11 protein-coding genes, 2 rRNA genes and 2 pseudogenes are annotated in these 13,392 nt (G+C 72.1%); 2 read left to right on the top strand and 13 right to left on the bottom strand.

The window, feature by feature from the left end:
- From G3I19_RS27795 to G3I19_RS37735, 5 genes and pseudogenes are all read right to left on the bottom strand, one after another.
- Positions 1-204: pseudogene (locus G3I19_RS27795) on the bottom strand (hypothetical protein); the annotation flags it as partial.
- Between the two features lie 281 nt (positions 205-485).
- On the bottom strand, positions 486-2,228 hold the full coding sequence (gene recN, locus G3I19_RS27790; RefSeq protein ID WP_203600401.1) for a DNA repair protein RecN: 1,743 nt from the start codon (positions 2,226-2,228) through the stop codon (positions 486-488).
- 89 nt (positions 2,229-2,317) lie between these two features.
- Positions 2,318-3,244 (bottom strand): NAD kinase, encoded by a 927-nt coding sequence (locus G3I19_RS27785; RefSeq protein ID WP_343235227.1) that lies wholly within the window; start codon positions 3,242-3,244, stop codon positions 2,318-2,320.
- 89 nt (positions 3,245-3,333) lie between these two features.
- Positions 3,334-4,149, bottom strand: coding sequence for a TlyA family RNA methyltransferase (locus tag G3I19_RS27780; RefSeq protein ID WP_164266461.1), 816 nt, complete (start codon positions 4,147-4,149; stop codon positions 3,334-3,336).
- A 7-nt stretch (positions 4,150-4,156) separates the two neighbouring features.
- Positions 4,157-4,378 carry a hypothetical protein gene (locus G3I19_RS37735; protein ID WP_164266463.1) on the bottom strand — a complete coding sequence of 74 codons (222 nt, stop codon included), beginning with the start codon at positions 4,376-4,378 and terminating at the stop codon, positions 4,157-4,159.
- 270 nt (positions 4,379-4,648) lie between these two features.
- Between G3I19_RS37735 and G3I19_RS27770 the strand changes: the two genes are divergently transcribed.
- Complete coding sequence (locus G3I19_RS27770; RefSeq protein WP_164266460.1) at positions 4,649-4,996, top strand: SCP2 sterol-binding domain-containing protein; 348 nt, start codon at positions 4,649-4,651, stop codon at positions 4,994-4,996.
- Positions 4,997-5,100: 104 nt separating this feature from the next.
- On the opposite strand, the gene G3I19_RS27765 is transcribed toward G3I19_RS27770, so the two are convergent.
- From G3I19_RS27765 to G3I19_RS27750, 4 genes are all read right to left on the bottom strand, one after another.
- Positions 5,101-5,916, bottom strand: coding sequence for an ABC transporter ATP-binding protein (locus tag G3I19_RS27765; protein WP_164266459.1), 816 nt, complete (start codon positions 5,914-5,916; stop codon positions 5,101-5,103).
- Positions 5,917-5,936: 20 nt separating this feature from the next.
- Positions 5,937-6,974 carry an iron chelate uptake ABC transporter family permease subunit gene (locus G3I19_RS27760; RefSeq protein ID WP_164266458.1) on the bottom strand — a complete coding sequence of 346 codons (1,038 nt, stop codon included), beginning with the start codon at positions 6,972-6,974 and terminating at the stop codon, positions 5,937-5,939.
- Positions 6,971-8,017 (bottom strand): iron chelate uptake ABC transporter family permease subunit, encoded by a 1,047-nt coding sequence (locus tag G3I19_RS27755; RefSeq protein WP_343235226.1) that lies wholly within the window; start codon positions 8,015-8,017, stop codon positions 6,971-6,973. Before G3I19_RS27755 ends, G3I19_RS27760 begins: the two co-directional genes overlap by 4 nt.
- A 207-nt stretch (positions 8,018-8,224) precedes the next feature.
- Positions 8,225-9,253, bottom strand: a complete 1,029-nt coding sequence (locus G3I19_RS27750; RefSeq protein ID WP_164266457.1) for an HAD hydrolase-like protein — start codon at positions 9,251-9,253, stop codon at positions 8,225-8,227.
- A gap of 67 nt (positions 9,254-9,320) precedes the next feature.
- On the opposite strand from G3I19_RS27750, the gene G3I19_RS27745 reads away from it, so the two are divergent.
- Positions 9,321-10,631 (top strand): DUF1015 domain-containing protein, encoded by a 1,311-nt coding sequence (locus G3I19_RS27745; RefSeq protein ID WP_164266456.1) that lies wholly within the window; start codon positions 9,321-9,323, stop codon positions 10,629-10,631.
- A 127-nt stretch (positions 10,632-10,758) separates the two neighbouring features.
- Here the strand turns inward: G3I19_RS27745 and G3I19_RS27740 are convergent, their stop codons facing one another.
- The 4 genes and pseudogenes from G3I19_RS27740 to G3I19_RS27725 all read right to left on the bottom strand — a co-directional run.
- Positions 10,759-11,535, bottom strand: a complete 777-nt coding sequence (locus G3I19_RS27740) for a tetratricopeptide repeat protein (RefSeq protein WP_239074874.1) — start codon at positions 11,533-11,535, stop codon at positions 10,759-10,761.
- Positions 11,536-12,051: 516 nt separating this feature from the next.
- Positions 12,052-12,888, bottom strand: a pseudogene (locus tag G3I19_RS38150) (hypothetical protein); the annotation flags it as partial.
- Between the two features lie 171 nt (positions 12,889-13,059).
- Positions 13,060-13,176, bottom strand: a 5S ribosomal RNA gene (gene rrf / locus G3I19_RS27730).
- Between the two features lie 111 nt (positions 13,177-13,287).
- A 23S ribosomal RNA gene (locus G3I19_RS27725) occupies positions 13,288-13,392 on the bottom strand; the annotation flags it as partial.

Here is a 13,392-nt window from a genome sequence, read left to right as displayed (position 1 = left end):
CGGCAGGGCTCCGGCGACAGCGCCGAGCGCCGCTCCGACGGTGGTGGCGGGGCCGGCGCACAGATCGACCGTGCGCCCGGCGTAGTTGGTGCGCTGCCAGCGTCCTGCGCCTCCGGGAAACCGGCGGCGCAGCCCCGTCGCGGCGGCTCGGGTCGCACCGAACGAGGCGAGAAGTGCGGTGGTGCGGGCGCCGTGTCTGGTCATGCGCCCCACCCTAGAGCGGCGCCGGAGCTGCATCCGGTCCGGGTCGGCCGGTCCGGACGGCAGGACCGGGAGAGCCCGACCTGGGCGGCCTGACCGGGACAGCCCGACCTGATGCCGGACCGGGAGAGCCGGACCTGGGGGGCCTGACCGGGACAGCCTGACCTGACCAGCCGGACCGGGGCAGCGCAGCGGACACCCGCACGCCCCTCGCCCGCACACGCCCGGCCGGGGCCGCACTCATGCACGCACCCGTCCGCTCAGCCGTCCGCTCACCCGTCCGCTCAGCCGTCCGCCCGTGCCGTGGCCAGCAGTTCCTCGGCGTGTGCCCGGGCCGTCTCCGAGTCCTCCTGGCCCGCGAGCATCCGGGACAGCTCCCGCACCCGGTCCTCGCCCTCCAGGACGGTGACGCCGCTGCTCGTCACCGAGCCGTCGTTGGTCTTCTCGACGAGCAGCTGCCGGTCGGCGAAGGCCGCCACCTGCGGCAGATGTGTCACGACCACCACCTGCGCCGACCTGGCGAGCCTGGCGAGCCTGCGGCCCACCTCCACGGCGGCCTTGCCGCCGACCCCGGCGTCGACCTCGTCGAAGAGATACGTCGGTACGGGATCGGACCCCGCGAAGACGACCTCGACCGCGAGCATCACCCGGGACAGCTCACCGCCCGACGCCCCCTTGGAGATGGGGCGTGCGGCCGCGCCCGGGTGCGGGGCGAGCAGCAGCTCCACCTCGTCGGCGCCGAGCGGACCATAGGCGACGGTCCGCCCGCCGACCTCCACCCCATCGGGGTCATCGGTCTGCCGGATGTCGATCGTCACCCGTGCATGCGGCATGGCCAGCGAGGCGAGTTCGGCGGTGACAGCGCCCGCGAAGCGTTCGGCCGCCTCCGTCCGCGCGTCGGTGAGCGTCTGCGCCAGGCCGGACAGCTCCGAGCGCAGCGCCTCGTGCTCCGCCGTCAGTTCGCCGATCCGGTCGTCGTCGCCCTCCAGCTCGGTGAGGCGCGCCGCGCTCTCCTCGGACCAGGCGAGTACGGCCGCGATGTCCTCGCCGTACTTACGGGTCAGCTGGGTCAGCGCCGCCCGGCGCTCCTCCACGGCGGCGAGCCGCAGCGGGTCGGCGTCCAGGTTGTCCGCGTAACCGGCCAGCTCCCCCGACACATCGGCGAGCAGGATGCCGATCTCACCGATCCGTTCGGCGAGCGCGGCCAGCGCCGGGTCGTGGGTGCGTACGGCGTCCAGCGCCCGTCCCGCACCGCCGACCAGCGTCGTCGCGTCGACGCCCTCGGGGTCCTCCGGGTTGCCGACCAGCGCGGTGTGCGCGGCGGAGGCGGCGGACGCGAGCGCTTCGGCGTGCCCCAGGCGCTCGGCCTCGGCGGCGAGTTCGGCGTCCTCGCCGGGCAGCGGTTCGACCGCGGCGATCTCGTCGAGCCCGAACCGGAGCAGGTCGGCCTCCTGGGCCCGTTCCCTGGCCCGGGTGGTCAGTTCCTCCAGCTCGGCGGCGACGGCACGCAGCCGCCTGTAGGCGGCCGCGTACTTGGTGTGCGGCCCCGCCACGGCCTCGCCCGCGTACCGGTCGAGGGCCTGGCGCTGTCTCGCCGGGCGCAGCAGCCCCTGCTGGTCGGTCTGGCCGTGCACCGCGACCAGTTCGTCGGCGATCTCGGCGAGCAGCCCGACCGGTACGGAACGTCCGCCGATGTGCGCCCGTGAGCGCCCTTCGGCGGAGACCGTCCGGCTGATGAGCAGGGCACCTTCGTCGAGTTCGGCGCCCGCGTCCTCGGCCCGCACCGCGGCGGGCGCGCCGGCGGGCAGCACGATCCGCCCTTCCACCACTGCCGACTTGGCACCGAGCCGCACCAGGGCGGCGTCGGCGCGCCCGCCGAGCAGCAGCCCGAGGCTGGTCACGACCATGGTCTTGCCCGCGCCGGTCTCACCGGTCACCGCGGTGAAGCCGGGTGAAAGCTCCACCACAGCGTCGTCGATGACTCCGAGCGACCGTATCCGCATCTCCTCCAACACGCACATGACCATACGAGGTTTCCCGGGTCCCGTGCGACGTGGCCCGGCCGGACGGGCCGCCGGCCGGCCCCTGCCGGACACCCGGCGCGGGTGTCGGGAGATCAGTGCGGAGCGCCGCGCCAGCCCGCCACGGGCAGCGCGAACTTGGCCACCAGCCGGTCGGTGAACGACGCATGGTGCAGCCGTGCGAGCCGTACGGGCACGGCGCCCCTGCGCACCTCGACCCTGGCACCCGACGGCAGTTCCACCGACCGTCGACCGTCGCACCACAGGACGCCCTGCGGGGTGTGCGGCTGCACCTCGACCGCGAGGACGGAGGCCGGCGAGGTCACCAGCGGCTTGGCGAACAGCGCGTGGGCGCCGATGGGCACCATCAGCAGCGCCTCCACCTCGGGCCAGATCACCGGCCCGCCGGCCGAGAAGGCGTACGCGGTCGAACCGGTCGGGGTGGCGCAGACGACGCCGTCGCAGCCGAAGCCGGTGACCGGACGGCCGTCGATCTCCAGGACGACCTCCAGCATCCGCTCGGGCTCGGTCTTCTGCACGGCGGCCTCGTTGAGCGCCCAGTCCCGGTGCACGATGTCACCGTTGTTGTGCACGAGGACGTCGACGGTCATCCGCTCCTCGACCTCGTACGAGCGGGTGACCACCCGGTCCACGACCTTGTCGAGGTCGTCGCGCTCGGCCTCGGCGAGGAAGCCGACCCGGCCGAGGTTGACGCCGAGCATCGGCACCCCGGAGGCGCGGGCGAACTCCGCGCCGCGCAGCAGCGTCCCGTCGCCGCCGAGCACGATCAGCAGCTCGCAGCCGTCCAGGCAGGCGGGTGTCGCCTCGGCGACGAGTTCGACCGACGGCGGCACCGGCAGGTCGGCCGCTTCGGCCGCCAGGACCCGCACCCGCAGCCCGTTCTTCAGCAGCCCCTCCACCACGCGCTCGGCGCTGCGGATGGCGGCGGGCCGCCCGGTGTGGGCGAGCAGGAAGACCGTACGGTCCGGGGGCGGCGCCGCCGGTTGTGCCGGCCCTTCCACCGCGGGCCCCGCCGCCACGGGGGGTGCCACTGGCCGTACCCCGGATCCCCGTACTGCCGGGTCGGCTGCCGATGGTGATGCTGCTTCGGTCACTGCGGCCCCTCCGCCACTGCACGCTCCACATCCGCCGGATCGAGCGCGGGCGCGTCGGCCCGCAGCCACAGAAAGTACTCGACGTTCCCCGAAGGCCCCGGCAGCGGGCTGGCGGTGACCCCCCGCACGCCGAGTCCGAGTCCGGCCGCCTGTCCGGCCACCGTCCGCACCGTCTCCGCCCGCAGCCCGGGGCTGCGGACCACGCCTCCGCTGCCCAGCCGGTCCTTGCCGATCTCGAACTGCGGTTTGACCATCAGCACCAGATCGGCGTCCGGTCCCGCGCACCGCACGAGAGCGGGCAGCACCAGTCCCAGCGCGATGAACGAGAGGTCGCCCACGACGAGGTCCACGGGCGTTCCGCCGATGTCGTCCGGCGTCAACTCGCGTACGTTCGTACGGTCCTTGACGGTGACGCGGTCGTCGCTCCGCAGCGACCAGGCGAGCTGCCCGTACCCGACGTCCACCGCGACGACCTGCGCGGCGCCCGCCCGCAGCAGGACATCGGTGAAGCCGCCCGTCGACGCGCCCGCGTCCAGCGCCCGCCGCCCCTCGACCCGCAGGCCGAGCGGCGTGAAGGCCGCGAAGGCGCCCGCCAGCTTGTGCCCGCCGCGCGAGACGTAGTCGGGGTCGGTGACGTCCTTGCGGACGACGACGGCGGCGCTCGTCTCGACCTGGGTGGCCGCCTTGGTCGCTGTGGCGCCTGCGACGGTCACCCGCCCGGCCGCGATCAGCTGGCTCGCGTGCTCGCGTGAGCGGGCGAGACTCCGGCGGACCAGCTCGGCGTCGAGACGTCGGCGTGCCACTCCTGCCACGTTCGGTTCAGCTCCTGCTGTTGTGAGGGACGTTGTGCGGAAGGGGGCCGCGGGCCGGGACCGGTGGTCCGGGCGGCGTGTCCAGCGCGTCCAGCGCCTCACGCAGCCCCCGGTGTACATCTTCGTACACCTCGACATGTCCGTCGGCGGCGAGGTGGTCGGCGTCGGCCAGCCGGTCGAGCAGCCGGTCCACCGCGCCGTTCCCGGTAGGCATGCGGGCCACACCCAGCGGCGCCGGGGCCTGCTCGGCGGTGTCCCGGGGGTCCTGACCGCCCTGGCCCTCCCGACCGCCCTGGCCTTCCTGACCGTCCTGGTCTTCCCGGCCGTCCCGACCGCCCTGGCCCTCCCGACCGTCCTGGCCTTCCTGACCGTCCTGGCCTTCCTGACCGCCTTGGCCTTCCCGGCCGTCCTGGCTCCCGGCCTGCGCCGCGGAGGGCTCCGGCATCACGTCACTCATGCCCAGACGCTACCCCGAAGCGCTGCGGTACGGTCGATCACGATGGCGACGACAGAAGAGTGCCGCAGCGCCCTCGACAGGCTCTCGGACAACATGACAGAGGCGAACAGCCAGGTACGCAGCGCCGCGGCGCTGGACCGCTCGCTGAGCTGCCACATCACCGACCTCGACGTCACGTTCACCGGGCGTCTGGTGGACGGCCGTATCGAGGTGCTCGACACCATCGAGGGGCGGCCGCCCGAGAAGGCGGAGATCCGGCTCGCGATGAAGGGCGACGACCTGGTGGCCCTGGTCGCCGGTGAGCTGAACTTCGCCAGGGCCTGGGGCTCGGGCCGGGTGCGGCTCGAAGCGGGCTTCCGCGACCTGCTGCGCCTCAGGACACTGCTCTAGCCGCTCCAGCCACGCCGCAGAACCCCGGTAGCCGCACCTCAGGACCCTTGTGGCCACACCGCAGAACCCTTGTGGCCCGCCTCAGGACACCGTTCAGCCCCGCCTCAGGACACCGCCGAGGCCGTCCCCGCGGTACGCGCCCGGCGCCCGGCGGGTACCACCAGCGGTGTCCCCGTCTCGGGGTCGTCGATGATCTGGCAGCGCAGCCCGAACACCTTCTCCACCAGCGCGGCCGTGACGACCTCTGCGGGCGGCCCCTCGGCGACGATCTCGCCGTCGCGCATGGCGATCAAGTGGGTCGCGTAGCGCGCGGCGTGGTTCAGGTCGTGCAGTACGGCCACCAGGGTGCGCCCCTGTGTCTCGTGCAGTTCGGCGCAGAGGTCGAGCACGTCGATCTGGTGCTGGATGTCGAGGAAGGTCGTCGGCTCGTCGAGGAGCAGCAGCGGGGTCTGCTGGGCGAGCGCCATGGCGATCCACACCCGCTGGCGCTGACCGCCGGACAGCTCGTCCACATACCGGTCGCCCAGCTCGCCGATCCGGGTGGCCGCCATGGCCTCGTCGACGATGCGCTCGTCGTCGGGCGACCACTGGCGCAGCAGTCCCTGGTGCGGGTAGCGGCCGCGGGCCACCAGATCGGCGACCGTGATGCCGTCGGGGGCGATGGAGGACTGCGGGAGCAGCCCGAGCGTCCTGGCCACCTTCTTGGCGGGCATCGAGCCGATCACCTGGCCGTCGAGGAGCACCCGCCCCTGCGAGGGCTTCAGCATGCGCGACAGGGCGCGCAGCAGGGTCGACTTGCCGCAGGCGTTGGGGCCGACGATGACGGTGAAGGAGTTGTCGGGGATCTCGACGGAGAGGTTCTCGGCGATGACCCGCTGCTCGTAGCCGAGGGTGACCGATTCGGCGGTGAGTCGCTGCATGGTGGTACTCCTGGTTGTCATCAGATCCGTCCTGCCTTGCGTTCGGAGACCAGCAGCCACAGCAGATAGCAGCCGCCGAGCACCCCCGTCACCACTCCCACCGGCAGCTGCCGGTCCCCGAAGGCCCGCTGGGCGATCCAGTCGGCGACCACCAGCAGGGCCGCGCCCATGAACGCCGACGGCAGGAGGTTGGCGCCCGGTGAGCGGGTCAGCCGGCGGGCGAGCTGGGGCGCGCTGAGCGCCACGAAGGCGATCGGCCCCGCGGCCGCGGTGGCGACCGCCGTGAGCAGCACGGCGGCCAGCATCAGCACCAGCCTGGTCCGCTCGACCCGCACACCCAGGGCGTACGCCGCGTCGTCGCCCATCTCCAGCATCCTGAGGTTGCGTCCGTACGCCAGGACCAGCGGCATCAGGACCACACAGGCGATCAGCAGCGGCCAGACCTGCGACCAGTCGCGGCCATCGAGCGAGCCGGTCATCCAGACCACGGCGCGGGTCGCGTCGACCAGATTGGCCTTGGTGAGCAGATAGCTGTTGCAGGCGGTGAGCATCGCTGCGGCGCCGATACCGACGAGGACCAGCCGGTAACCGTGCACACCGCGCTTCCACGCCAGCATGTACACCGCGACACCGGTGGCCAGACCACCGACGATCGCCCCGCCGGCCACCGCGGTCGCCCCGCCGTGGAAGAGCACGATCACGGCCAGCGCGCCGACGCTGGCCCCCTGCCCGAAACCGATCACGTCAGGACTGCCCAGCGGATTACGGGAGATGGACTGGAAGACCGCACCGCCGACACCCAGCGCCGCCCCCACGAGCAGGCCGACGAGTGCTCTGGGCAGCCGCAGGTCGTTGACGATGAACTCCTGGGCGGTGGTGCCGCTGCCCAGCAGCGTCCGGATCACATCCGCGGGCGCCATCGGGTAGTCGCCGCTCCCGATGAGTACGACGGCGGCCGCCAGGGCGACCACGGCCAGCAGGACGACGACGATCGCCGCCCTGACCTCGACCCGCAGGGAGAGCCCGCCCGGGGTCCGTATCGCGTGGATCGCTTTCACAGCTGAGTCATCCTCCGGCGGCGTACGAGAAAGATGAAGATGGGACCGCCGATGAGCGCGGTCACGATGCCGACCTGGAGTTCCGCGGGCCGGGCGACCATCCTGCCGACGACATCGGCGCCCAGCAGCAGCACGGGCGAGAGGACCGCCGCGTACGGCAGCGTCCACCGCATGTCGGGTCCGGTGATGGCCCGGACGATGTGCGGGACCATCAGCCCGATGAAGACGATCGGCCCGCAGGCGGCGGTCGCCGAACCGCAGAGCAGGGTGACGGCGAGCATCGCGAGGACCCGGGTGCGCGTCAGGTGCGCGCCGAGCGACCTGGCGGTGTCGTCGCCCAGGGCCATGGCGTTGAGCGGGCGGCCGAGCAACAGCGCGACCAGCAGACCGGCGGCGACGAACGGCCACACCTGCGAGACCGTCCCGGACGTCGCCGTGGCCAGCGAACCGACCGTCCAGAAGCGCATCTTGTCCAGCGCGGCCGAGTCCAGCAGCTCCACGGCGTTGACGTATCCGAACATCGCGTACGTGGCCGCCGTACCGGCGAGCGCGAGCCGTACCGGGGTCGCCCCGCGGCTCCCGCTCAGTACGTACACCAGCACCGAGACCACGGCGGCGCCGGCGAAGGCGAACCACACATAGCCGGTGAAGGAACTGACGCCGAGGAAGCTCATCGCGGAGACGACGGCGGCGGACGCGCCCGCGTTGACGCCGAGGATGCCGGGCTCGGCGAGCGGATTGCGGGTCAGTGCCTGCATCACGGCCCCGGCGACCCCGAGCGCGGCGCCGACGAGGACCCCCAGCAGGGTGCGCGGTATTCGCACGTCCCTGATCAGGACGTCGTTGCCGGTGCCCGAGCTGTGTGCCAGGCCGTGCCACACATCGCCGAGCGGTACCGCCTTGGCGCCGATCGCGATGCTCGCGACGACGACCAGCAGGAGCACGGCGAGAGACAGCAGGAGCCCGGCGGCGCGCGCCGCGTTGTGCTTGGGGGGCGCGGGGGCTTGCTCCGCGCTCTGCCTGGAGGGACTGTCGACCAACACCTGGTTAGGTTAGCCTACCCTGGCAGTGCTACGGGCGGGAGGCGACCGGGAAAACGGGAGGGGCCACCGCGGGGCGGCCCCGACACGGGCGATCACCCCCGGAGACCGGCCGATCACCCCCCGCAGACCCGGCGGAGACCCGCCATGGAAGGCCCGCCACGGGAGACCGTACCTCCCCGGCAGCCGGCCTCCGAGAGAGCACACCGCTCAGAGCCCGACGCGGGAGATCACCTCGCCCGCATCCAGACCGTACGTACCGTCGCCCGCGTGTGTCCAGGCCGCTGCGCACAGCGCCCGCAGGCCGTCCAGCGCGCCCCCTTCACCGTCGACGGCCAGCTTCCCGTCCCGCACCGAAGCGGTCCAGCCGCCGCAGCGGAACGCGCCGTCCGCAGCACTCACTTCGGGCTGACCCGTGAGCAGGCCGCGGAGATCCGCGTCCACATAGGTCGGCCGGTGCTCGGGCGGAGCCGCCAGCAGCTGCGCCGCGTCCGTCACCCCGGTCAGTACGAGCAGCGAGTCCACGCCGCCGTTGAACGCACCCTCGATGTCGGTGTCCAGCCGGTCGCCGACGACCAGCGGCCGCTCGGCACCGGTCCGCAGCACGGTCTCCCGGTGCATCGGCGGCAGCGGCTTCCCCGCCACCTGCGGCTCGGCGCCGGTGGCGATCCGGACCACCTCGACCGCGGCGCCGTTCCCCGGAGCGATCCCGCGCGCGCTGGGAATGGTCAGATCCGTATTCGAAACGAACCAGGGCAGACCGCTGTTGATCGCATAGCCGGCCTCGGCGAACCGCGCCCAGGTCATGTCGGGCCCGCCGTACCCCTGGGCCACCGCGACCGGCGAGTCGTCCGCGGAGTCCACCGGTTCCAGGCCGCGTTCACGCAGCGCGACCCGCAGCCCCTCACCGCCGATGACCAGCACCCTGGCCCCTCGCGGCACCTGATCGGCGATCAGCCGGGACACCGCCTGCGCCGATGTGATGACATCGGCGGCCTCGGCGGGCACCCCCAGCTCGGTGAGGTGGTCCGCCACCGCCCCGGGCGTACGCAGCGCGTTGTTGGTGACGTACGCGAGATGCATCCCGCCGTCCCGCGCGGTCCCGAGTGAGGCGACGGCGTGGACGATCGCCGAACCGCCCGCGTACACCACCCCGTCCAGATCGAGCAGGGCTGTGTCGTACGTCTCACTCAGCGCTGTCTTCGTGCCGTCCGGGCTGGTCCTGATCTGACGGGTCATCGCACTCCTCGTTGGCTGTTCGTCTCCCGATCATCCCGTATGACGGATCCCCACATACCATGCACCAATGACTTCAAGTGGTCGGCATGCGGACAACGGACTGCGACTTTTCCCTTTCCGCGGAGTGCGCTACGTGCCCGAACGCGTCGGCAGCCTCGCAGCCGTGACGTCCCCGCCCTACGACGTCGTGGTCAGGCCGGACGGGCTGCTGCACCTGGAGTCCGCCGATCCGCACAACATCGTGCGGCTGATCCTGCCGCAGGCCGACACCCCGGCCGCCCGCAACGAGCAGGCCGCAGCGACCCTCGCGGAGTGGCTCAGGGACGGCATCCTGGCCGCCGACCCGGAGGCCGCGTTGTACGTGTACGAACAGCGCTCCGGCGAAGTGCTCCAGCGCGGTCTCATCGGCGCGCTGGCCCTCTCCACGCCCGAGGAGGGCGTGGTCCTCCCGCACGAGGACGTGATGGCGGACATCGTCGCGGACCGGGCGGCACTGATGCGGACCACAGCCGTCAACTTCGAACCGCTGCTCCTGACCTACCGCAGCAGCGACCAGGGCGGGGGTGACGGCGTTCCGCAGGCCGGGGACCACGGGGGTGCCGCGGCTGTCATCGAGCGGACCATAGCGGGCCCTCCACTGCTCGCGACGACCACCGAGGACGGCTTCAGCCATCGGCTGTGGGCCGTCACCGACCCGGCGGGGATCGCGGAGGCACAGGCGGATCTGGCCGACCGCCAGGCCCTGATCGCCGACGGCCACCACCGGTGGGCGACCTACCTCCGGCTGCGCGACGAACATCCGGGGCCGGGCCCGTGGGAGTACGGCCTGGTGCTTCTCATCGACACGGTCCGCTATCCGCTCCAGGTACGGGCCATCCACCGGGTGCTGCACCGGCTGCCCGTCGCCGAGGCGCTGACAGGGCTCGCCGGCGCCTTCCGGGTCCGCACGATCGACACGCTCCCGGAGGCGCTGGCCGCCCTCGCCGATGCGGCGGCCGCGGGCAACGCCTTTCTGCTCGCCGGGGACGGCCGGTTCCATCTCGCCGACCACCCCGCGCAGGATCTGCTGGACCGCACGGTTCCCACGGATCACCCCGCGGCCTGGCGGACACTCGACGCGACCGTCCTGCACCACACGCTCCTCGACAAGGTCTGGTCGGTCCCGGACGCGCCCGAGCACATCGCGTACATCCACGCCACGGACGCGGCGGTCGAACAGGCGGAGCGGCACGGCGGCACGGCGGTGCTGATGCATCCGGTACGCGAGGAGGTCGTCCGGGAACTGGCCCGCCAGGGTGTGACGATGCCCCGCAAGTCGACGTCCTTCGGCCCGAAACCGGCGACCGGGCTGGTGCTGCGGAGCCTCACCATCGGCTGAGACGGGGGGCTGGGGCCGGGGTGGGGCCGAGGTGCGTGTGCGTACCCCCGCACCACGCGAGAAGGGCCGCACCCGGCTTCCCGGAGTGCGGCCCTTCTCGTTGTTTCACCGGCTCGGCCGGCCGGACTCAGTCCCGGTCGCGGTCCGTACTGTCGCGATCCGTACTGTCACGATCCGCCCTGTCGTCGCCCGCGTGCAGGTCCGGGCCGTCAGCCAGGGGCCCGTCGGACTCGTCGCCCGACTCGTCCGCTGACTCGTCCTCGACCGACACGTCCTCGCCCGACTCGTCCTCGACGTCGACGAACTCGACACCCTCCAGCTCGGCGAGCCGGTCCGATGCGTCCGTCGAGCCGTCCTTGTCGGACTCGATGGTCTTGGCGAACCACTCGCGCGCCTCGTCCTCCCGGCCCGCCGCGAGCAGCGCGTCGGCGTACGCGTAGCGCAGCCGCGCGGTCCACGGCTGTACGGAGTTGGACGCCAGCTCGGGGCTCTGCAGCGTGACGATCGCCGCGTCGATCTGCCCCATGTCGCGGCGGGCACCGGCGGCGACCAGACGCATCTCGACCTGTCCGGCCTTGTCGAGCTTCTGGACCTCGGGCTCCCCGGCCATCGCCATCGCACGCTCGGGCCGGCCAAGACCGCGCTCGCAGTCGGCCATGACGGGCCAGAGGTCCACCGTCCCGGTCATCCGTTTCGTGGCACGGAACTCGGCAAGCGCCTCCGTGTACTTCTGTGTCGCGTACGCGGCGAACCCTGCGGCCTCACGCACAGCGGCGACCCGGGAGGCCAGCCGGAGCGCGATACGCGAGTACTCGTACGCCTCGTCGGGGTCCTCGTCGATCAGCCGGGCGACCATCACGAGGTTCTTGGCGACGTCCTCGGCGAGGGTCTTGGGCAGGCTCATCAGCTCCTGCCGCACATCCTTGTCGATCTCCTGGCCGGTGACGTCCTCGGGGATCGGCAGCCGCTTGACGGGCTCGCGGTCCCGGTCGCGCTCGTCCCGCTGGAAACCGCCGCCACGCTCGTCACGCTGGCCGCCGCGGTACCCACCGCGGTCCCGGTCGTCGCGCTGACCGCCACGGAATCCGCCACGGTCACCGCCGCCGGAGGGGCGGCCACCGCGGTCGCTGCCCCGGTCGTCTCGGCGGCCGTAGCCACCACTGCTGGGACGGTCGTCACGGCGGAAGCCCCCACCACGCTCATCGTCGCGACGCGGACCACCGGAGGGACGGTCATCACGACGCGGAGCACCGGAGGAGCGGTCGTCGCGACCGCCACGGAACCCACCACGGTCACCGCCGAAGGAGCGGCCGCCGCGGTCGTCGCGCCGGTCGCCACCACGGTCATCGCGACGCTCGAAGCCGCCGCCACCGCTCGGACGCCCACCACGGCTGTCATCACGACGATCACCACGACTGTCATCACGCCGGAACGACGGACGGTCATCACGACGGGCAAACCCACCGCCACCGCCAGCGGGACGTCCACCACGGTCGTCGTCACGGCGCGGACCACCGGAGGGACGGTCATCACGGCCACCCCGGAACCCACCGCGGTCGCTGCCTCGGTCGTCACGGCGGCCGTAACCACCACTGGGGCGGTCATCGCGGCGGAAACCTCCACCACGCTCATCATCACGACGCGGGCCCCCGGAGGGACGGTCGTCACGACCACCTCGGAACCCACCACGATCGCCACCCGACGGACGGCCACCACGGTCATCCCGACGGTCATCGCGACGCTCGAAACCGCCGCCACCGCTCGGACGCCCACCACGGCTGTCATCACGACGATCACCACGACTGTCATCACGCCGGAACGACGGACGGTCATCACGACGGGCAAACCCACCGCCACCGCCACTGCCGCCCGGACGCCCGCCGCGGTCGCCACCGGACGGTCGGCCGCCGCGGTCATCACGCTGGCCACCGCGGAAGCCACCACCGCCACTTCCACCGGGACGTCCACCACGGTCGTCGTCACGGCGCGGACCACCGGACGGACGGTCATCACGACCACCGCGGAAGCCACCACCGGCACCGGCCGGGCGCCCCCCACGGTCGTCACGGCGGGGGCCGCTGGACGAACGGTCGTCACGGCCACCCCGGAACCCACCGCCGGTGCCGCCGGTACCGCGATTGCCTCCGCGGCTGTCGTCACGGCGGAAGCCACCACGGTCGTTGTCACGACTCGGGCCACTGGACCGATTGTCACGACCACCGCGGAATCCGCCCTGGTCACCGCCGTCCCGGCGACGCGGCTCGCGCTCCGGTCGGTCGTCGGGAGAGTTGGTGGACATGGGTGGGGCTCCTGTCTTCGGGTACCGCAGTCATTCTCACGCAGTCGGCGATCCGACGCGCTCCGGGAAATAAAAAAAGGACCTTTGGTCCCAGCGCTGAACGCTGGGACCAAAGGTCCTTCAAAGATTGTTCGGCGGCGTCCTACTCTCCCACAGGGTCCCCCCTGCAGTACCATCGGCGCTGAAAGGCTTAGCTTCCGGGTTCGGAATGTAACCGGGCGTTTCCCTAACGCTATGACCACCGAAACCCTAATTGGGCTCTAGCGAACAAGCACACTCTTCAGTTAAGTAAGTGAAACAAGTTCCGCCGGCACGATAGTTCGTGGTCTGGGAACAACACAGTGGACGCGAGCAACTGAGGACAAGCCCTCGGCCTATTAGTACCAGTCAGCTCCACCCGTTACCGGGCTTCCACATCTGGCCTATCAACCCAGTCGTCTACTGGGAGCCTTAACCCCTCAA

Origin of the sequence: Streptomyces sp. SID10853 (genome assembly GCF_010548145.1) — a bacterium.
In the GTDB taxonomy this organism is placed as follows: Bacteria; Actinomycetota; Actinomycetes; order Streptomycetales; family Streptomycetaceae; genus Streptomyces.
This window is presented reverse-complemented; position numbering and strand designations above follow the sequence as displayed.